At 46.0% G+C, this 21,467-nt stretch carries 17 protein-coding genes; 7 read left to right on the forward strand and 10 right to left on the reverse strand.

Annotation, left to right across the window (positions count from 1 at the left end):
- Window positions 1-106 precede the first annotated feature (106 nt).
- Window positions 107-1,978: a fructose-specific PTS transporter subunit EIIC gene (locus ACWPOD_RS05665; RefSeq protein ID WP_395204098.1), complete on the reverse strand. Its 1,872-nt coding sequence runs from the start codon at window positions 1,976-1,978 to the stop codon at window positions 107-109.
- Between the two features lie 267 nt (window positions 1,979-2,245).
- Between ACWPOD_RS05665 and ACWPOD_RS05670 the strand changes: the two genes are divergently transcribed.
- Together ACWPOD_RS05670 and ACWPOD_RS05675 are read left to right on the forward strand one after the other, a co-directional pair.
- On the forward strand, window positions 2,246-2,548 hold the full coding sequence (locus ACWPOD_RS05670) for a PTS fructose transporter subunit IIB (RefSeq protein WP_005463048.1): 303 nt from the start codon (window positions 2,246-2,248) through the stop codon (window positions 2,546-2,548).
- Window positions 2,549-2,556: 8 nt separating this feature from the next.
- Window positions 2,557-3,333, forward strand: coding sequence for a PTS sugar transporter subunit IIA (locus ACWPOD_RS05675; protein ID WP_021484097.1), 777 nt, complete (start codon window positions 2,557-2,559; stop codon window positions 3,331-3,333).
- Window positions 3,334-3,367: 34 nt separating this feature from the next.
- On the opposite strand, the gene ACWPOD_RS05680 is transcribed toward ACWPOD_RS05675, so the two are convergent.
- Entirely contained in the window at window positions 3,368-4,210 is an 843-nt protein-coding gene (locus ACWPOD_RS05680; RefSeq protein ID WP_005499698.1) for a helix-turn-helix transcriptional regulator, read from the reverse strand.
- A gap of 385 nt (window positions 4,211-4,595) precedes the next feature.
- On the opposite strand from ACWPOD_RS05680, the gene ACWPOD_RS05685 reads away from it, so the two are divergent.
- A complete protein-coding gene (locus ACWPOD_RS05685; RefSeq protein WP_031381037.1) occupies window positions 4,596-6,503 on the forward strand; it encodes a PTS fructose transporter subunit IIABC in 1,908 nt (635 codons plus the stop codon).
- Window positions 6,504-6,579: 76 nt separating this feature from the next.
- Window positions 6,580-7,812, forward strand: coding sequence for a mannose-6-phosphate isomerase, class I (manA, locus tag ACWPOD_RS05690; RefSeq protein ID WP_456231646.1), 1,233 nt, complete (start codon window positions 6,580-6,582; stop codon window positions 7,810-7,812).
- Between the two features lie 129 nt (window positions 7,813-7,941).
- On the opposite strand, the gene ACWPOD_RS05695 is transcribed toward manA, so the two are convergent.
- Genes ACWPOD_RS05695 through norV form a run of 3 tightly spaced genes read right to left on the reverse strand, consistent with a single transcriptional unit; the run spans window position 7,942 to window position 10,985 of the window.
- Window positions 7,942-8,280, reverse strand: coding sequence for a DUF1971 domain-containing protein (locus ACWPOD_RS05695; protein WP_456231647.1), 339 nt, complete (start codon window positions 8,278-8,280; stop codon window positions 7,942-7,944).
- A gap of 44 nt (window positions 8,281-8,324) precedes the next feature.
- Window positions 8,325-9,473: an NADH:flavorubredoxin reductase NorW gene (norW, locus tag ACWPOD_RS05700; RefSeq protein ID WP_456231648.1), complete on the reverse strand. Its 1,149-nt coding sequence runs from the start codon at window positions 9,471-9,473 to the stop codon at window positions 8,325-8,327.
- A 9-nt stretch (window positions 9,474-9,482) separates the two neighbouring features.
- On the reverse strand, window positions 9,483-10,985 hold the full coding sequence (gene norV / locus ACWPOD_RS05705; RefSeq protein ID WP_167427695.1) for an anaerobic nitric oxide reductase flavorubredoxin: 1,503 nt from the start codon (window positions 10,983-10,985) through the stop codon (window positions 9,483-9,485).
- A 190-nt stretch (window positions 10,986-11,175) separates the two neighbouring features.
- Between norV and norR the strand changes: the two genes are divergently transcribed.
- From norR to azu, 3 genes are all read left to right on the forward strand, one after another.
- Entirely contained in the window at window positions 11,176-12,708 is a 1,533-nt protein-coding gene (gene norR / locus ACWPOD_RS05710) for a nitric oxide reductase transcriptional regulator NorR (protein ID WP_203342745.1), read from the forward strand.
- Between the two features lie 89 nt (window positions 12,709-12,797).
- On the forward strand, window positions 12,798-13,448 hold the full coding sequence (locus tag ACWPOD_RS05715) for an HAD family hydrolase (protein ID WP_005392456.1): 651 nt from the start codon (window positions 12,798-12,800) through the stop codon (window positions 13,446-13,448).
- 362 nt (window positions 13,449-13,810) lie between these two features.
- Window positions 13,811-14,263 (forward strand): azurin, encoded by a 453-nt coding sequence (azu, locus tag ACWPOD_RS05720; RefSeq protein ID WP_005392455.1) that lies wholly within the window; start codon window positions 13,811-13,813, stop codon window positions 14,261-14,263.
- A gap of 67 nt (window positions 14,264-14,330) precedes the next feature.
- Here the strand turns inward: azu and ACWPOD_RS05725 are convergent, their stop codons facing one another.
- The 5 genes from ACWPOD_RS05725 to ACWPOD_RS05745 all read right to left on the reverse strand — a co-directional run bounded on the left by ACWPOD_RS05725 (window position 14,331) and on the right by ACWPOD_RS05745 (window position 21,467).
- Window positions 14,331-16,376 (reverse strand): EAL domain-containing protein, encoded by a 2,046-nt coding sequence (locus tag ACWPOD_RS05725; RefSeq protein WP_456231649.1) that lies wholly within the window; start codon window positions 16,374-16,376, stop codon window positions 14,331-14,333.
- A gap of 402 nt (window positions 16,377-16,778) precedes the next feature.
- The gene (locus tag ACWPOD_RS05730) at window positions 16,779-17,129 is read right to left on the reverse strand and encodes an ethanolamine utilization protein EutQ (protein WP_167427698.1); all 351 of its coding nucleotides are present in this window, start codon (window positions 17,127-17,129) and stop codon (window positions 16,779-16,781) included.
- Window positions 17,126-18,442 (reverse strand): NAD(P)/FAD-dependent oxidoreductase, encoded by a 1,317-nt coding sequence (locus ACWPOD_RS05735; RefSeq protein WP_167427699.1) that lies wholly within the window; start codon window positions 18,440-18,442, stop codon window positions 17,126-17,128. Before ACWPOD_RS05735 ends, ACWPOD_RS05730 begins: the two co-directional genes overlap by 4 nt.
- 12 nt (window positions 18,443-18,454) lie before the next feature.
- Window positions 18,455-19,888, reverse strand: coding sequence for an FAD-dependent oxidoreductase (locus ACWPOD_RS05740; RefSeq protein WP_167427700.1), 1,434 nt, complete (start codon window positions 19,886-19,888; stop codon window positions 18,455-18,457).
- Window positions 19,889-20,030: 142 nt separating this feature from the next.
- A complete protein-coding gene (locus ACWPOD_RS05745; protein ID WP_167427701.1) occupies window positions 20,031-21,467 on the reverse strand; it encodes an aldehyde dehydrogenase family protein in 1,437 nt (478 codons plus the stop codon).

Genomic DNA, 21,467 nt, shown 5'->3' on the forward strand with positions numbered 1-21,467 from the left:
ATTTATCCTTCACTCGCGGCACAAATAAAAGCGAACCGCGATGTTGGAGTAAATACCAAAAGCATTCATCAGGGTCATCGAGGAGACATTTCTCAGAAGTTAAATGTTAAGACACTCTACGAGCTTGCAACAAAGCCGTGGCGTTCAACATGGCATCCTTGGTACTGACATCCAAGACTTGGATTTTTCGAAAACGTTCCGGTTCTTTAATCGCCACATCGTGAGCAAAAATCACAAACTTCGCTTTCTCGATGTCTTTCTCGGTAATTCGGTTGATGACGCCATTCGCGCCTTGGGTTTCGACTTTAATCTTAATGCCGAGTGCACAAGCCGCTTTTTCCAATGACTTAGCCGCTAAGAACGTATGTGCCACACCTGATGGACAAGATGTGACCGCCAAAACATCCGCCTCACCTTCGCCTTGAACGGAGCCATATACTTGAGAATGACCAGTGTAACTCTCATCTTCGGTGACGGTTTTCTTTAGTGCAATCACGATCAACGCCGTGGTAACAGAGCCCGCAATCGTGCCGATGATGTAACCAATTTTTCCATCCACAACAGGGAGAACAATCCAACCGCCCCACGGTGCATGGTTCATTACGTGGAACATAAAGCCAATCACGTTACCAACGATGCCACCCGCCACAATAGCTGGTAACACTCGCGCAGGGTCACCAGCGGCAAAAGGAATCGCACCTTCGCTAATACCGATCATCCCCATAATACCTGCGGCTTTCCCCGCTTCGCGTTCATCTCGCTTGAATTTACTCGGCGCCAAAAACGTGGCTAGTGCCATACCCAATGGCGGCGTACAAATCGCAATACCGACCCCGCCCATCAACCATGGTTGCGTGTTCACTTGGGTTTGAGCAAACAACGTCGCCACTTTGTTGATTGGGCCGCCCATATCAAACGCGGTCATTGCCCCAAGCACAGTTCCGAGCATCACTTTGCCTGAGCCCGCCATGCCCGTCAGCACCTCGTTCATGGTGGTCATTGCGCTGGCAATCGGAGCACCTATCACCCACATCACCGCGCCGCAAGTAACAAACGTACCGACTAGCGGATAAATAAAAATCGAGCCAAGCGAACTCATGCTGTCTGGTAACTGAATTTTCTTTAATAGCCAAACAACGAAGCCAGCAAAAAAGCCGACCACAATTGCACCTAAAAAACCCGTATTGTAATGACTGACAGCAATCCAAGATCCAATCATACCCGGCGCAAGGCCCGGCTTGTCGGCAATGGAATAAGCAATGTATCCGCCAAGAACGGCAGTAAACAATGTCAGGCCAGCAATCCCCATTTGGGCAATATCGGCCAAAATGCCCTCTTGTGGTACACCACCGTGACCAGAGATCATCACCGACAACGACAACAACACACCGCCCGCAACGATAAACGGGATCATGTGAGATGTGCCAAACAGCAGGTGCTCTTTAATGCGACCAAGTGTTTGCGCCCAAGGGCTTAGGGGTTCTGATGTAAATTCTAAAGAAGTTGGGAGAAATTCATTGGATTGGGTTTGAATATCAGTCAACATCTCAAGCGCTTCTTCTCGCGATTGAGCCAACTTGAGCTTTTCAACAAAGCCGTCTTCGATAATTTTGGTGGAAATTTGTGCCAATACTTCAATGTGATGATGATCATCACCATCTGGAGACGCCAGCATGAAAAACACATCGGACAGCTCGCCATCTTCGGCGCCATAATCAATCCCACTGCGGCTGATCCCGACCGCGACAGCCGGTTTCGCTACAGCATCACTTTTGGCATGAGGGATCGCAATACCATCATCAAATCCTGTGTTACCGATCTCTTCTCGTTTCCAGATATCTGCCAAGAACTGGCTTTGACTATTGAGCTTGCCGGCGGCCTCTAGCATCTCGACCAGCTCTTTGAGCGCTTCATCTTTGGTTTGAGCTTTTAGATCTAAACATATCGTTTCCAGCTCAATTAGGTTTGTGATGTCCATTGTTTTACCTTCCAATATTCACGCTCGAATATATACCCAAGTGAGTTTGAGATACAGGATCCCCTGGCTCGTATGCGTTCCTACTCATTTTATTTGGGCATAGATTAACCAGTGCCTACCCTTTGATATATAGGACTAAAAGTGCATTAACTGGATTAATGTAACATGAGATTCAAACTGTGATAGAGCTCTTGCGTTAATCCAGCTCAAATCAATTCAATCTGCGGTGGCTGTGCTAATATCCACAAAAAATAAAATGGATAGAACATGAAAATCGTAGCGGTGACAGCATGCCCTACAGGCATCGCTCATACTTATATGGCAGCAGATGCACTAATGAAAGCTGCGCCAAAACATAACGTGCAAATTAAAGTAGAAACGCAAGGTGCGATGGGGATAGAAAATCAGCTCACTCCTCACGATATCGCTCAAGCGGATCGGGTTTTGATCGTGTCGGATATTGAGATAGAACAACCTGGCCGATTCGAAGGGACGCGTAAAATTCAAATCCCCATTGAAGAGGTTTTGCTGAACGTCGACAAAGTATTCCTCGTTCACTGCCGCGACTAAATTTGCAGATGAACGAATACCAAATCACCTTTTTCGTCGATAATGCAAATGCCAGTGCGCACCTTGCTCAGCCACTCAATCGAGTGGCAAAGAAGTTCAAAAGTACCTTACATATCATTAATGTAACGCAAAATCGTGTTGCGGAACTCACCAAGTCCGTGGCGATTTTGCAAGCAGGTCTACAACAAGGTGATTTGTGTCAAATCACAGCGATTGGCATTGACGCAGAGCTGGCCTGCTTCGTCATCAAAGACATGATTGCTGAGCACTTTACTGTGGTGGGATCTCATATCAACTATGAGTTTTCTAGCCAACTGGCCGAGCGTTTACCACAAATTTGCCCACCTTGTGAAATCAAATGGCACTACGCCAAAGCGCATACCGAGCTCACCAAGTTTGAATGCCTTAAAGGATTAGCTCAGCTGATCCACCCCATTCATCCCGACGAACTGATTCTTGCTTTTATTAAACGCGAAGAACGTTCATCAACTTGCGTGACTCCGGGGATCGCTCTCCCACATGTGATGTTTTCAGGTGTTGACCACATTTCCATTGCCGTTATTGCAAATGAAAAGTCGATGGATTGGGCTTCAAAGATGGGTGATGTTCATCTGGCTATAGCACTGGTGATGCCAGAAAGGCCGACCCGAGATCAGATCATTGCGGCTACTAACCTCACACGAAATCTGCTTACCGATCAAATGGCGGAACGCCTACTACTAACAAAAAGCAGCGTCGACTTACAAGCGCTGCTGATGTACGCCATGTCGAGGCTGCTTGCCTAAACTTCTCTATGATTTACGCTCTCTGACTGAAGGCTTAAATCGAACCACGATATTCCGTCGGCGTTCTGCCTGTACGGTTCTTAAATACTCGGCAGAAATAGTTCACGTCTTTAAATCCGCAGCGCACTGACACGTCATTGAGTTTGAAGTTGTATTTCTTGAGCATAAACTTCGCACGATCCACGCGTACCCAAGTAATGTAGTCTGCCAAGGTCATGTGCCCCTGCTGACGGAACAAGCGCGACAAATGGTTCGAGGAAATACTGAATCTCGACGCAATGCTGTCACGCGTGATTGGGCGATGGAAGTTCTCTTGAATGTAGATGCAGATCCCTTGATAGAGATCTTGCACACGGCTATGTGACTGCTGCTCGACTGGTGCATCCAACATCGTCTTCGCGTATTGCAATAATGCTTGTAGTAAAAGCTCATCCATTGGTTTTTTAGTATTCTCACGAGCCAGTGAGCTCAACGCTTCTAAGATGTTATCTATCGCAAATCCTGAGCGCGTTTGAATGCTATGCTTTTGAATATCGTAAAAGTTTGCCTCACCTTTGCGTTTGCTCACCAAACTCAACCCAAGTTGTCGACGCCCAAACAAAATACTTAACACTGAACAATCGGTATCCCAGTCTGGTTTATTCCAACAGTTAGGTGGAATAAATATCGCGTCGCCTTTTTTAGCAACGATGTGCGTTACTTTTCGATCATGACTTTCCATTTCATTAATATATTCCCCATCCAGAACTAACTCTAGGCGAGGGAAATTAACTTGATAGCTAAATTCAGGCGGCGTATGAAAATCTCCTGCAAACAAAATATTATGAAATGGCTCTCTTTCATTTAATACCGCTGAAATCAAATCATGAAAAATCATTGTCTCACACTCTATATATGCATCAATGATGCTATTTACTATAGATATACACCGGACTGGACTTTTGTGCTATTGAGCAAAATCACAATTCCATTTTAATGTTACAAAAATCCAGTTAACGCATCAAATTTCCAGTAACAAAAACTCTATCAATAATACTCAATCCCTTTTCAAATGGGAGCAAAGCCACATTTCACTTATCGTTTAGCTTCTTATCCATCATGTCACAGATATGCAGCTAGATTTGTCCAGTGAACGATCTAAATCACACTATAGTGAGTCGGTTACAATCCTCCAGTAAATGCATTTTTTCTTCACTACAGTCTTTTTATCAGTAATTTAAAAATACCCCTGAAATAAAAATTATATTTATAGGGGTTCGACAATGATCACCAAACTAATAAATGAAGACTTAATTAAGCTTGATCTTAAAGCGTCTTCAAAAGAAGACGTATTTAAAGAACTGGTTGCCGTTCTTCATGCTCAAGGTCGTATTTCTGACCAAACAAAATTTCTTGAAGATATAAAAGCACGTGAAGAATTAGGAAATACCGGATTTGAAGATGGCGTGGCAATTCCACACGCGAAAAGCGCCGCTGTGATTGAACCGGCGGTTGTGATCGGCGTTAGCAAATCAGGTATCGAGTACGGCGCGGAAGACGGTTTACCTTCAAAGCTGTTCTTCATGATCGCTTCTCCAGACGGTGGCGATAACCACCACATCGAAGTACTTGCAGAACTGTCTTCAAAACTGATTGAAGATGGTTTCATCGATGCGTTCTTAGGCGCAACAAACAACCAAGACGCACTGGCACTCCTTCTTGCTAAAGAAGAACCGCAACCAGTGACAGATGCACCAGCAAACCAAGGCTTCATCATTGGTGTGACTGGTTGTCCTGCGGGCGTTGCGCACACCTACTTAGCAGCAGAAGCACTAGAGAAAGGTGCAGCGGCAATGGGTTACGAAATCAAGGTTGAAACGAACGGTTCAATCGGTGTGAAAAACAGCCCAACCGCAGAAGAAATCGAGCGTGCAGATGCCATCATCGTGGCATGTGACAAGCAAGTTGACATGAACCGCTTCGCGGGCAAACGCGTGGTTAAAACCAACGTAAAAGCCCCAATCCGCGATGCTCAAGGACTGATTAATGAAGCGTTAAACGCACCGACGTACCAAGCTGAGTCCAATGGCAATACGCAAGCATCGGTTGCCGACAAAGCTTCTCAAGCTCGTTCTGACTTATATCGCTACTTGATGAATGGCGTATCACACATGATCCCATTCGTCGTAACCGGTGGTCTGTTGATTGCCCTTGCTCTTGCTGTAGGCGGTCAGCCGAGTGAAGCGGGCATGGCGATTCCTGAAGGCAGCATGTGGAACCAAATCCTCAACGTCGGTGTGGTTGCCTTTACGCTGATGATCCCAATCCTTGCCGGTTACATTGCTTACGCGATTGCTGACCGCCCAGCTCTAGCTCCTGGCTTGATCGGTGGTTGGATTGCAAACAACGGTTCTTTCTACGGCGCAGACGCTGGTACAGGCTTTATCGGTGCCATCATCGCAGGTCTGCTTGTGGGTTACTTCGTGAAGTGGATTACGTCGATTAACTACCACAAATTCATCCAACCTTTGGTGCCAATCATGATTGCGCCAATCACAGGTTCGCTATTCATCGCTGGTCTTTTCATCTTCGTTATCGGCGCGCCAATCGCAAGCCTAATGGACGGCCTGACTGCGCTACTAACGAGCATGAGTACAGGTAACGTCGTTCTACTAGGCATCGTACTTGGTGGTATGGCTGGCTTCGATATGGGTGGTCCATTCAACAAGGTCGCGTTCCTATTCTCTGTGGGCATGATTGCGAGCGGTCAAACTCAATTTATGGGTGCGATGGCGTGTGCAATCCCTGTGGCACCTCTAGGCATGGCACTAGCAACAGCGCTTGGTCGCAAGTTCGACCTGTTCGAAGAATCAGAAACAGAAGCGGGCAAAGCAGCTGGTGCAATGGGTCTGGTTGGTATCTCTGAAGGTGCGATTCCGTTCGCAGCGCAAGATCCAATGTCAGTGATTCCTGCAAACGTACTTGGCTCAATGGTGGCGGCAGTAATGGCGTTCTCATTCGGCATTACCAACAGCGTTGCTCACGGCGGTCCAGTTGTCGCTCTACTTGGCGCGATGAACCACCCTGTACTTGCTCTGATTTGTATGGCAGCTGGCGCAACGGTTACCGCAGTAACGTGTGTAACGTTGAAGAAAGTGCGTAAAGCAAAAATGATGCAAGCAGCCGCTTAATCCCCCCTCCCCCAAATGGCTCCTATGGCTTGGGCAATGTCGCCCAAGCCATGATTTTCTCTCATGGTGACACTCTATGTCTGATTTAACGATGTCCGATACACAAACGATTCAAACTCAAGCTAAGCATCCGATGTTTTTCCTGATGAACAACGTGATTCAAAACTACGCTTGGGGCAGCACTACTTCTGTTAACCAACTGTTTGGCATTGAAAACCCAACGGGCGAACCACAAGCAGAAGTATGGATGGGCGCGCATCCAAACGGTTGCTCATTGGTGATGGTAAACGGCGAGGAGACCAAACTCTCTTCACTGATTGCTCAAGACATGAATGCTTTTCTGAGTGAAGAAGTCGTAAACCGTTTTGGTGAACTTCCATACCTGTTTAAAGTGCTTGCCGCTGAGAAAGCGCTGTCGATTCAGGTGCACCCAAACAAGCAACAAGCAGAACTGGGTTTTGCACTGGAAGAAAAACAAGGCATTCCCCTAACCGCTGCAAACCGTAACTACAAAGATCCAAACCACAAACCAGAATTGGTTTACGCGCTAACCGAATACCAAGCGATGAATGGCTTCCGCCCAACCAGTGAAATCATCAGCTTCTTCTCTGAGCTGGCGATTCCTGAGCTGCAAGGCTTGGTGGATGAACTTATCGCAAACCAAACGCCAACGGGCTTAGCGACCTTCTTCTCGGGTCTACTGTCACTAGAGGGCGAACAGAAAGAGATGGCGTTGACGGTGTTATTGGCTCAAGCTCGCATCACCGACTTACCTCTGTTCAACCTCATTCTTGAACTAGAGAAGCAATACCCTGGCGATATTGGTTTGTTTGCGCCACTGATGCTCAATGTGATTACCCTACAGCCGGGTGATGCCATGTTCTTGGATGCAGAAACGCCACACGCTTACTTAAAAGGTACAGGTCTTGAGATCATGGCGAACTCAGACAACGTGCTACGTGCCGGTTTAACGCCGAAGTATATGGATATAAAAGAACTCGTTGCATGCACACGCTTCGAAGAAAAACCATTCGACACCCTACTGCTCGCACCAAATGAAATCGACGACATGTTGGAATACCCAATTCCCGTAGACGATTTCAAATTCGCGATTGTAAAGCAGGCCAACCAACGAACGCTTGATGTAAGAACCGCAGAAATCCTGTTGCCGCTAGATTCCCCGCTCGTGATTACAGACGCAAATGGTGAAACGTGTGTAGTAGATAAAGGCCAATCTGTTTTCATCCCAGCTTACGCCAAACAATACACCTTGAATTGCGAAGGTCGCGTAGCACGGGCTTACAGTTAATATCGCTGATTAAGTTCACATGTCATTACTGCCAATAAGCAAAAAAGAGCAGAGAAACGTCTCTGCTCTTTTACTTAATATGCGCTTTTCCCGATAAATTCACGCAATAATCAAATTGTCTAGAAAGGTTTACTGCTTAGCGTGGAACATCGCTTGTCCACTTTTATCTTTATTCAACCAAAAGTTAATATTGAACTGTGCATCATCGCTCATTTCAATACGATGCCAATACTGTGGCGGGCTTGTCGCGAACTGACCTGCGTTGATCACGACGACCATTTCAGGCTCTGTCGCGAATTCATCTGCAAAACCATAATAGGTGACTTGCCCCTCCATTACGCATAACTGCCCAAACACGCCTTCGGCTGTGTTGTGATGAGTTAGAAGAGCTGGAGGCACACTGCCTTTGGTAAAAAATGGCGTCGAACGTTGAACCGTCCAGTCTTTCGGAATACGAAGATGTGACATGGTTATACCCTCTTTGAATATAAAATTGTGCTGCTTGAAGCGAGTTACGATTGCGCGACTTGAGACAGTTCACGCAGTAACGGAAAAGCCTGAGCCACTTGCTCACCCGTCACAACAAACCCTGTCAATATGCTTTGTTCATTTTCAGCTTTTGCCACGATGCCAGATTGAGAAATCTGCACATTCCAATTCGCGACAGCACCGAAGTCCCCGGCAAGCTGAATTGGGTAACTCGGCGTTTTGACTTTTACCATCATTGGCGGCAACTTCAATTGCGCTTCCTGCCCAAGCAACAGCTTACCTAAAACATTAGCGCTCAACACGATTGGCTGAAGGTATGGAAGCATACGCCCTTGTATCTCGGCGCAATCGCCCAGAGCGAATACATTGTTCGCAGAAGTCTGCAGCTTAGCGTCGACAGCAATGCCTTTCCCAACCTCTAATCCACAAGCATTCGCTAATTGAGTGTTTGAACGTAAGCCCGCGGCAGAAATCACTACATCAATCTCGCTCACTTCACCGCTGTTCAAAATCGCTACCAACGAATCGGCGGTACGATTCACCTCAACAACCCCATTTCCCAACGCCAGTTGAATGCCTTGTTGCTTAAGTTGGCTTTCCAGAGGCAACGCAACAAACTCAGGAATAAGATTGGCAAGCAAGCGTTGGTTTGATTCAACCACCGTAACGGCTTTACCGCTGCTCGCAATATCCATTGCAATCTCAACGCCAATCAAACCACCACCGATAACCATTACGCGCTTTGCTTGACTGATTCTCTCTTCTGCGAGCTGATACTCTTGTAACGAATTGAGCGTTAGGATATCGCCAGAAGCATCACCTCGCATTGGAGGAACAAAAGCTTTCGCACCCGTTGCAAAAACCAGTTTGGAGTACGCATAAACTTGTCCATCTGCTACCACTTGTTGGGCTTGCGTATCCACACTATCAATTTTAGTGTGGGTTAATAACTCGATATGATGCTCTTGGGCAAACGCTTCTCCCGTTTTTACCACCAGATCCCTCGCGGTCTGTTTTCTACTGAACACATGGCTCAAATCGGGCTTGTTATACTCCGCACCGTCATCAGCGGTGAATACTTGAATTGACACCAGTGCATCCATTCGACGCACAGTTTTAACCAGTTGATAGGCAGCAAAGCCACTGCCTATGATTACAATTGGTGCTTGCATCACAGCTCCTTAACCCTTGAACTCAACAAATACATCTTTACCCAAGTGACACTCAGGGCAAAGGAAGTAATCCGGAACGTCTGACCACGTGGTACCCGGTTCAATTCCTTGGTTAGGCTCACCCTGAGCAGGGTCATACACCCAGTTACAAACGGTGCAAATCATGCACTGGCAATCTGATGGATGTGCTTCTGAGCTTGGATTAATAAGCTCCCTTTCGACCACTGCTGGCGTTTCTACTTGTACAACGGGCTGTGATCGAACTTGCGGTGCAGACGCAGCCATCATCGGAGCCGTAACAGGACTTGTTAGTGGATGTTTCGCCCACAGTTTCGCGATGCTCTTGCCATGTTCACGACACTCACGCATCGCTTTACCATCTGGTCGCCATTTGGTTTTCAGGCTGACTGCCGTTTCAAAACCCGCATCGGTCAACCGTGCGTGGATACGGTCTACCGCACCACCATTCCAACCGTAGCTACCAAAGGCAGCGGCTTTTTTCGCTTTAAAGCGCAGACCGGTAATTTCTTCTAGCATGCCTGCGATCTTCGGCATCATGACGTTATTCATGGTAGATGAACCAACCAATATGCCTTTTGAGCGGAACACATTGGCGAGGATTTCATTTTTGTCATGTTTAGAGACATTGAAGACTTTGACCGCCACGCTAGGGTCAACATCGTGAATGCCCTGCGCAATGGCATCTGCCATCATTCGAGTGTTATTTGACATGGAATCGTAGAAAATCGTAATGCGATCTTCTTGGTAGTTATCCGCCCATTCCAAATATTGCTCGATGATTTGAACCGGATTATCGCGCCATACAATACCGTGTGATGTTGCGATCATGTCGACGGGCAAATTAAAGCTCAGCACTTCTTTAATTTTGGCTGTTACCAAGCTGCTAAATGGCGTTAGGATGTTTGAGTAGTAACGCAAACACTGTTCCATCAACTCATTTTGATCCACTTCATCATTAAACAAACGCTCATCACAATAATGCTGTCCAAAGGCGTCATTACTAAACAGCACCGCATCGCCGGTTAAGTAAGTCATCATACTGTCAGGCCAGTGCAACATCGGCGCTTCCACAAATACCAATTGTTTACCGTTACCAATATCAATGCTGTCGCCCGTTTTTACGGTTTTGAAGTTCCACTCAGGATGGTGGTGATGACCCACAATCGAATCAATCGCCGCTTCTGTACAGTAAATCGGCGTGTTCGGAATCTTCTCCATCAATGCAGACAATGCGCCTGAATGATCTTCTTCTGCATGGTTCACGACGATAAAATCGATCGTCTTAAGATCGATTTCCATTTCTAGGTTCTGGATAAATTGTTGGCTGAATCGATGATCAACCGTATCGATCAGCACCGTTTTTCCTTCACGAATAAGATAGCTGTTGTAACTGGTGCCTTTTGTCATTTTGTATTCTGTACCATGGAAATCTTGAACTTCCCAATCGCGTTGACCTACCCAGTGGATGTTGTTTTTTACGTGAATTGTCATAATTACTACCTTGAATGACGGGATAAACAAAAATAATTTCTTCTTGTATAGCACTGGGCATGCCAACTTTTAATTGCTATATATTTCAATAATTTAATTAAAATACAACTTTAACAACTGTCATTTAGACACAGTTGAAAATTGTCATTAAGACACTACAATAGTCATATTGACACAATTGGTATTGGCTATGACTTCTTTAATCGCGCAATGGCTACACATCACGCAAGACCTAAATTCAGCGCTCACTCGGCAAGCTCGATTTGATACCTTATTAACAACGATTCGCGAGATATTAAAATGTGATGCTTCTGCTCTTCTTTTGTATGAAGATCAGCACTTTAAGCCGCTGGCTATCAATGGCTTAGCAAAGGAAGTATTGGGACGCCGTTTTTCTATAAACCAACACCCGAGATTGGAAGCCATTGCACGCGCTGGCGATATCGTACGGTTTCCATCGAATAGCGACTTACCCGATCCCTATGACGGGTTAATTCCGAACCACGACGACAAGCTGCACGTCCATTCATGTATTGGCCTCCCTTTGTTGATCGACGATCAATTGATTGGCGCGATCACTATTGATGCCTTCGACCCGAATCAGTTCGATGGTTTACTCAATCAAGAACTACGCTTTGTAAGTGCGTTAGCCGCGGGTGGCTTGCACACTGCTCTACTACTGGAGCAGTTAGAAACACAAGCAAGCTTGCCACGTGAGTCTTACACTGAGAAACGCACGCTAAGCAACGAAATCATTGGCAAATCTGCTGGAATGAAAGCACTTCAAGAGCAAATCGATGCGGTGGCAGATACCGAGCTATCTGTGTTGATAATGGGTGAAACAGGTGTTGGTAAAGAGCTCGTCGCAAACGCAATTCATCATCGCTCTCACCGAGCCAATAATACCTTGGTGTACTTAAACTGTGCCGCGTTACCGGAGTCTGTCGCAGAGAGTGAGCTTTTTGGTCATATCAAAGGCGCTTTTACTGGTGCTATCAGTAATCGCAAGGGTAAGTTCGAGCAAGCCGACGGCGGCACACTGTTTTTGGATGAAGTCGGCGAACTTTCTCTGGAGTTGCAAGCCAAGCTACTTCGCGCATTGCAATATGGCGATATCCAGCGTGTTGGGGATGACCGCCATATTCGAGTCAACACACGCATTGTGGCGGCAACGAACCGTGTTCTGCATGAAGAAGTAAAAGCTGGCCGTTTCAGAGCAGATTTGTACCACCGTTTGAGTGTATTCCCTCTTCATGTCCCTCCACTTCGTGAACGTGAAGACGATGTCGTGCTACTGGCTGGTTTCTTTGCAGAGCAACTACGCAGCAAGTTGGGGCTGAACAGTGTTCGACTCTCTCCCACTCTAGTTCAAGAACTTAAAGATTACTCTTGGCCGGGCAACGTGCGTGAACTGGAACACGTCATCAAACGAGCGGGCGTGCTTGCCAAAGCTAGAACTCAATCGCTGGATATCGAATTGGTGGAACAAGATTTCGATATCAAAGCGTCGAACAATCAGCCCATCACTGAAGAGCCAGGTATACCTAGCTCTTCATTTGAACTGTCAGACGCTGGTTTAAAGCAAGCTACTGACACCTTCCAAAAAGCCATGATTCTAAAAGCACTAGAGCAGAATCAAGGAAACTGGGCTGCAACAGCACGTCAGTTAGAACTCGATAATGGTAATTTACACCGCTTAGCCAAACGGTTAGGTATAAAGTAAAAAAAGGATACGGACGGTTTGAATTCCGCAAGAAAATCTATCTCGCTTATGTCAAAATGCACCATCACAATCGAAAAGTCTGTAATGTAATGAACTACCAAGCTGCTATTTTTGATATGGATGGTTTGCTCCTTGATACTGAGCGCGTCTGTATGCGTATTTTCCAAGAAGCATGTGAAGTCCAAAACCTTCCGTTTTATGAAGATGTTTACCTGTCGATCATTGGTCGCAATGCGGCAGGTATTGAAGCAATTTTCCGCAAAGCCTACGGTGAGAACCTAGACCGCCTGCATCATGAATGGCGTACTCGTTACAATGCTGTCGTCAAACACCAAGCCATCCCAGTGAAAAATGGTGTTGTTGAGCTGCTAGAATGGCTGAAAGCACAAGGCTTACCAATCGCAGTAGCGACTTCTACGGCAAAAGAGGTGGCGAAAATCAAACTGGAATTAGCGGGTTTGAGTAAGTACTTCGACAACCTCACCACAGGCTGCGAGGTAAACCACGGTAAACCCGATCCAGAAATCTATTTGCTGGCAGCGAATCGTCTGGATGTAGAACCAAGCCAATGTTTGGCCTTTGAAGATTCCAATAACGGTGTTCGCGCAGCCGTGGCAGCGAATATGGTTACTTATCAGATTCCGGATTTAGTTGAACCTTGCGAAGAGGTAAAACAATTTGGTCATTCCATCGTGCCGTCATTACATGAAGCGTTAGATGCGTTGAAGCAAAATCGCTAAACGTAAACTGCCGCTCTAACTGTTAAAGCTCAGCAATTTGGCTGAGCTTTTTTATGCTTGAGCCTCTCCTCTCACCTTCTCTAATCTACTTCTAATAAACGCCAAGATACTGCTCCAAAGGCTTAATAAGATAGACCTTATCTCTGTACGGGGCGTATTCCTTTCTTTTTTGATTTACCTCACGCCATCGCATGAAATAGGGCCTATGAGTGATCAAATAGTGGAACTAACCAGTACAAGTTTGCAACAAAACGTCAATATACCGCTTGAAGCACGTTTTTCGAGTGAAAATTGGCTGATAATGAGAACTATTGGATGAGATTAATCCAAGTCAGCCCAAAATATAAAATGGAGAGTGTTATATGTCTTTACGTTTATTAGCAGCAACCTTCGCATTAGTAGGAATGAGCTTTGGTGCCCAAGCCAGTGCCGAGTGTGAAGTGTCCCTAGATGCTAACGATATGATGCAGTTTTCTACTAAAACACTGAGCGTTCCAGCCACTTGTAAAGAAGTAAAACTGACGCTAAACCACACAGGTAAAATGCCTGCACAATCAATGGGTCACAACGTCGTTATAGCAGATACCGCTAATCTACAAGCAGTAGGTACGGACGGCATGGCAGCAGGTGCAGAAAACAATTACGTGAAGCCAAATGACGACCGTGTATACGCTCACACAAAAGTGATTGGCGGCGGTGAAAGCACCAGCATTACTTTCAGCACTGAAAAAATGAAAGCTGGCGGCGACTACTCATTCTTCTGCTCGTTCCCTGGTCACTGGGCGATCATGCAGGGTAAATTTGAGTTCAAATAAGAGCTAACTAAGTCAAAACAAGACTCACTATAGGGAAGCCATCGCTTCCCTTTTTATTGCACCTTAGTTAAGCACGTCGATGGATAATCTCATCCAAAGGTACAGGCCTTGCTAAGTAAAACCCTTGAACTTTATCAACCCCACTTGACCGCACAAAGTCATAGTCAGACTGCGTTTCCACCCCTTCCGCTACGACCTCACAATTTGCAATATGTCCTAACTTAGCAACCAATCGATACAGTTGCCGTCCACGATGATCGTTAGCGTCCAATAGCAGCGATCTGTCTAGCTTAATCTTGTTAAATGGATACTTGAACAAATGAGGAAACGATGCGTAGCCCGTACCAAAATCATCCATTGTGATACGAACTCCCATACTCTGTAGAGCTTTCATGGTGTTAGTTAAAGAAACTTCATTGTCTAATACGGCTTCTTCAGTAATTTCAATTTCAAGCCATTCAGCCGGGATTCCAAAATAGACCAACCTGCCTTGTAAATGCTGAACAAAATCCACTTGTTGAATGGTAGCAACAGAAACATTAATGGCCACTCTTCGCTGCTCAGATAATCCCATTTCCTTCATATCCGACAACACCTTTTCGAGTACTAATTTATCGAGCAGTGGCATGGCATCTAATCGGTGAAAATCTTCAATAAACGTTGGTGAAAGTAAGTTTCCATCTTCATCTTTATATCGAATAAGCGCTTCGTAAGAATACTGTTCCGCATCCTTTGTTGAGTGCTGCTTTTGATAAAACATCACCAACTCGCCTTCACGAAGAATGGAAGTTAAACGCTTCTGCGCGGATGACTTGCTGATACTCGATGTGTTCGCATCTTTCACACTACTGAGTAGTGATTTAAATAGAGATTGTTCTAAACCATTGTAAGTATTACTTACACCAAGCTGCCCCACATATTTGCCTGCATAGGCTAGATAAAAAGGTCGATAAATTAGTACACCAATCGCAATCACCACCAGTTGAAGTATCGCCCCCTGTACCTGATGCCCCATTGCAACATAACCACTCAACAGAGGCGGTGTCATCCAGTTCACAATATTTTCAACAGGCGCAATTAAGCCGGAAGCAATCGCACAGTAGGTGATGATAAAACTTACCAGCGGTACTAATACAAATGGGACGACTAGAATAGGGTTAAAGATGATAGGCAAGCCAAATAGCAGCACTTCATTGATGTTGAACATCACCAATGGGGCTGCCGCTAACGCCAGTAAAATATGATTGCGCTCTTTAGCGAACAATAGCAGACACAGGAGTAAACTGATGCTATTCCCTGACCCGCCCATGGATAAAAATGCGTCGTAAAAACCTTGGCTAATAACGTTAAGCGACGCTTCGCCTGTTTGCCAAGCAGCCATGTTGGCTTCGGTCGCAGCGTATATTTGCTGCTTGATGGCAAACAACATGTTGTGACCATTAATGCCCGCCGCTCCTAATAAGCTCAAGATGGATTGATAAAATAATCCTCCTGTGAACGTCAGCGGATCAAAGTTAAGTCCAGCCACTGTTGTAGTAAAAGCATCCATCACCGCTGCGGTGACATGAGATAAGCAAACCGCAAATAAAACGAATACGAAAAAATGTAAGACATCTTTAAAAAGACGAGAAGAGAAGTCCATTGCTTGAGGATCAAGCAGCTCAATTCGGAAACTTTTACAATAAACGTATGACACTGTTGCACTAAAGAGTGCTAATAACGGGTTATTCGGCAACATGTAATTACTAGAAAGGCTGTCATTCTCTATTGAAATTAAATAGAACATGACCAACGAATAAATGATGATAATCGCGCTCGACACATTCACTTTATGCGATAAATAGTAACCAGCCACAATGCAAAACGCTGTGGGATATAAGTTGATTAAAATATCAGAAAGATGGAACAATAACTGAGAAACCTCTGACATCCCTAGGATTCTAGAAGCGTGACCAAAAAAGATGGCAAGTGCGTTAGATAGCGTCAGCGGTAACAGCAATAAGGCAATAGATGCGAGATCAGTAAGATAAGATTTAGATCCAAGTCGCCATTTATCTGTAAATACCGTTAGACGATGAAAGGGGTCAAATACGCGTTCACGACGAGTGTGCATGGTGAGTTCTTATATTAAGTAATAATCATCGGCTGCGAAATAGGCAGCCGTAAATGCAACGGCCAGACTCAGTAACGTATTATTTGGTGGATAATTTTTAGTGTTTCTATTGGCTAAAACAATAGTTTGAATTGCCAGTCACAGCGCAAAGATGTCGCAAGTGCAATTTAACGATTATATACCCCTTGATCCAATGAGATTATTATCCTTAACGATAAAAGCCATACCAAGCATCTCGATATGGCTACCGTTAAAACTGATGTATATACCCAAATGACTTCAAGAAGGAGGCTTCGGTGACACGCCCTTAACGAGCGAGTTGATTTGGCTCACATACACTGTGAACGATTTTTGATTTAGCACGAGTAGAACTTCAAGTCGTTGTCTCGTCTGTAAAACAAATCATTTAATCCCGTGTAGCTCTTTCCAGTTTCCTGGATGAACCACGTAACCGAATAGAGCATGCCCACCATAAACCAATTCGGTTCCTTCCGGGATCCACAGCATTTGACCTGGGTGCACAAAATGTGTCTCACCATTTGCGGTCAGCTCGAAACAGCCTTCAATCACAAAAATAACCTCATCATAAAGCACCGTCCAAGCCACTTGAGCGCCTTCCCATTTAGCAAAGCCTACGCCAATGTTTGGTGAGATTTCTGGGCTTAACGCTCGGGCTACGTACGCCATTCCCGGCGTATTACCACGAACATTGAAATCTAAATTTTTACTATCAACGAGTTTGACTTGCTTCATAACTCACTCCTGCTTTGCCATTTTGCTAATTGGATACGCGTTTTTACTCCCATGCCTAAAAAAGGCTCTGGCGGATTCAAACAAGGCATCCCTGTCACTTGCTGTATGTCATCCAATGATTTAGATGTCGCACCTACGACATAGTCAGCTAACAGCGTTCCAGAAATGGTTCCCCACGCAGCACCAACACCATTGTCACAAGCGCTGGCATAAACACCTTCATCTAATTGACCAAAAAAGTTAGTAAAGTTACGAGAGATGGCATATACCCCACCCCATGTGTGAGTAAATGGTATGTCGGCCAGCTCGGGGTAACGCACCAAAAAGACTTGACGATGATCGTCTCGGATTTGCTCTCTGACTTTATCGTTCATGCTTGAGCCATATTTCGGCACGTGTTTGTAAGTATTTCGGATCAAAATACGTCGATCTGCGGTCATACGTAACGTCGTTCCCGCATGATCTGCTGGAGTTAAACCCCAATTCAGCTCACCTCCGTATCGTTGCATTTCTGCGTCGGTCAATGGACGCGTCCAGCTTGCAAACGTCATCACTGGCAGTAATCTGTTTTTAAGGTAACCAAACTCACGAGTAAAAATGCTGGTGCCAAGTAACAGTTCAGTGGTTTCAACAGAACCACTATCTCCATGTAATACCCAGTAACCGTTTTCTTTACTGAGTTTGCGGATTGGCGAGTTTTCTAACACCTCGACGTTCTCTGGAAGGCTTTCCCCTAGCCCACGCACCAGAGCAGCAGGTTGCATTAAATAACCACCTGGCGTGTAAATTGCGCGGCTGTAGTAATTTGTCCCTAAGACTTTCGCCAGCTCACTACCATTAACATGGAAGTATGGTTCGCCAAGGTCTTTCATTAGGTGCTCAAAGTGATCGAGATACGCTTCACCGCGCGCCCCTACGGCTCCTTGATATTTGCCCTTTGCTGACCACTGACAAGAAATACTGTGCTTCGACACTAAAGTGTCTAGCTGAGCAATCGCAGAACGGTTGAGCGATAACAACTTTTGTTTGTGCTCAGGGTCGGGATGCTCAAGTGAAAACTTATGAGGCAAATCGATCACAAAGCCCGAATTTCTCCCTGACGCCCCTTGGCCGATACGTTGTGCGTCAATCAGTATAATTCGTGCGTTAGGCTGAAGCTCAGCTAAACGTCTTGCCATAGCTAGTCCAGCGAAACCGGCACCTAGCACGGCATAGTCAGCAGTTTGTTTACCTTTTAACGCTGGTTTTTCTGCAATACTTGGCAACGCATGGTACCAACCACATGTTGCATCATCATTGGGTAAATGAATCATCTTCTTTCTCCGTTACGCTGCTGACAGTTTCAATGACAATTGATCTAGCCAAGGGCCACGTAATGACTGTACTTTTCTTCCTAGCAACGCAAAGCCAAACATCGTTCCCTCAGGAGAATAAAACGCAGCGGTCAATTCATCTGCCTGACTCTCGATATACCATTGTCCCAGTTCATTCGGGGCAACCGGGAAAATAGTGAGTGGAAGAATCGGCGTTTTTACAATCACAGGAGTTGGCGTTAACGAGATTGACGCGACATCGCCTAGCAAGCTTTTCGCTACGGAAGGAATCATTTGATTAATCGGCGCAATATACGGCTGCCAACCTTGCTCGGTTTCAACACAGTCGCCTAGCGAGTAAATACTCTCATCACTCGTCTGGCCGAATTGATTCACTTTAATGCCGCGGCCCACTTCGAGCCCTGCTTGCTCAGCCAGCGATACATTTGGCTTGAGTCCAACCGCGCTTAGCACTAGGTCTGCTTCAATTTTCTTGCCACTGTTTAGATGCAAAACCGCGCTTGATTCGGACCTTGGCTCGATTCTGGCGATACTGTCTTGTAGAGCCCATTGCACGCCTCGATCGGCAAGTGCACTTTGTAATGATTCACCCAACTGTTGCGGGATCAAACGCTCCATTGGCCATTGACCTAACCCGATAACTGTTACTTCATAACCGCTTTCGATCAGGTCATTCGCGAACTCACAGCCAATTAAGCCATCACCTAGGATTGCGATGCGCTTTTTGTCTTGCAGCTCCGCTCTGAAACGCCGGTAATCAACTAAGTCGTTCACACTCATAACACAAGAGCGATCACCCTCAATTGGGATTTCAATCGGTGATGCACCTGTTGCCAGTACCAAGCGGCTGTAAGCGTATTTGCCGATAGAGGTGTGTAGCGTTGAATTGGCACGATCGATATGTTCAACACGGGTATGCGGGTAAACGCGGATATTGAGACGGCTTTCCCACTCCAACGCGCTTTCACTTTGTAGCGCGTCGCCGTCTTTGTTCATGACCAGTGCATTAGACAATGCAGGCTTGCTGTACAGTGCGCCATCATCAGCGGTAAAGACAGTGATCGGAACCGTTTCAGATTGCGCTCTAAGTGCCGCAGCCAACTGGTAACCACTGTGGCCACTACCGATGATAACAATAGGGTCAGCTGAAAATATAGGCTGAGTGACTTCAGATGGAAGTGGCTGAGCCGCATTTGGCTGAACAGACGATCCTACCGACACCGAAGACACTGCCGCGACCTCTTCTACTGGCTCATCGTCGGTGATTTCGATCATTTCAAAATCGGCCTTACCCACTAAACAGTCAGGACATAACCAGTCATCCGGTACATCTTCCCATGCTGTTCCTGGTGCAATGCCATCGGATGGCCAACCTTGTGCTTCATCATAGATTAAGCCGCAAATAATACAGAGCCACTTTCTCATCACTTTTACTCCAACTACCTTGTTCAGAATTTCCGTGTTTACAAACCGCTGTCAGATTTGTTGTGATTCCATCAACCTCGCCCTAGCTTGTGGTCTGAAATCCAAGTCGGTACGAGGTGATGAAAATCAAGTTACACGGTAGCTATACGTTGCTGTCTTGCTGCAAACGAATGGCAATATTGCGTGTCTGGACGTAGCTATATATCGCTTCTTGTCCTTTTTCTCGCCCAAAACCGGACAAGCCCACGCCACCAAATGGTGTTTCGATACCACCAGCAAACCATTCATTGATGAACACTTGCCCACCACGCAGTTGCTGCGCCACACGCAATGTTTGGTTTAGGCTTTCACCAAAGACACCAGCAACTAGGCCAAAATCGGTGCCATTCGCGATTTCAACGGCCTCTTGCTCGGTTTCAAACGGTGTAATTACCAGTACAGGGCCAAACACTTCTTCTTGAGCAATACGCATATCTGGTGAGGCTTCAATCACCGTCGGTGCGACAAAGTAACCCGATAAATCAGGTGCGTAGCCACCCGTCAGGATATTCGCGCCGTCGGCTTTTGCTTGCTCTATCATTTTAAGCACGCGTGCTTGTTGATCAGCCGATACCAACGGTGTGATGTCCGGCTGGCTTTCGCCTTGACCAATAGTTAGGCTTTTTGCCATTTCCACTACCACCGCTTTTACTTCTTCATAACGCTCTTTTTGAATCAGCAAACGAGACATTGCCGAACACACTTGACCAGCGTTAAAGAAAATACCGACCTGAACGCTTTTCAAAAGTGTTTCGAGGTTCGCATCTTTCAGCGCGATAGCAGCCGATTTACCACCCAGCTCCATCACCGATGGAGTAGCGCGTTGCGCTGAATCTTGCAGAATGCGTTGGCCGGTCGGTACAGAACCCGTAAAGACAATTTGATCGACCTCTTGATGCTGCACCAAATGACTGCCAACGACGGAGCCTTTGCCACATAGCAAGTTAATCGTGCCTTTTGGGAAGCCCGCTTTTTCAATCGCTTTAACCAACAACGTAATGGCAAGTGGAGAAATCTCTGGCGATTTGATCACCACTGCGTTACCAGCAGCTAATGCAGGTGCCAATGAGCGTGCACAAATAGAGACAGGGAAATTCCACGGCACAATCTGTACTGACACGCCAAACGGCACATATTGAGTGAAGTCGACATAGTCTTTACCCAACGGAATTGACGTGCCTTCCAGCTTGTCGGCCATGCCAGCGTAGTATTCGAAGTAACGTGCCGACTCTAAAAACTCATCTTTGGCATCTTGCAAAGATTTCCCATTTTCACGACAGGCAACTAACCCACCTTCATCAACCATTTCACGAATAGCTGCGGCGGCTTTTAACATCCACTCGGTTCTGACGGCTGGACGAACGTCCGAAAGAAGGCCTTGCTTGACCACTCGGCGTGCCGCTGCCATTGCGCGATCGGCATCGGTGATAGTGGCTTCTGCAATCGTCGCATACGCTTCGGCTGTGCCAGGATTCATGACGGTCAGCGCTTGCTCTGAATCGCACCACTCACCATCAATATAATTAAGGTAATGCATCAT

It is taken from the genome of Vibrio sp. JZG120 (assembly GCF_053890955.1).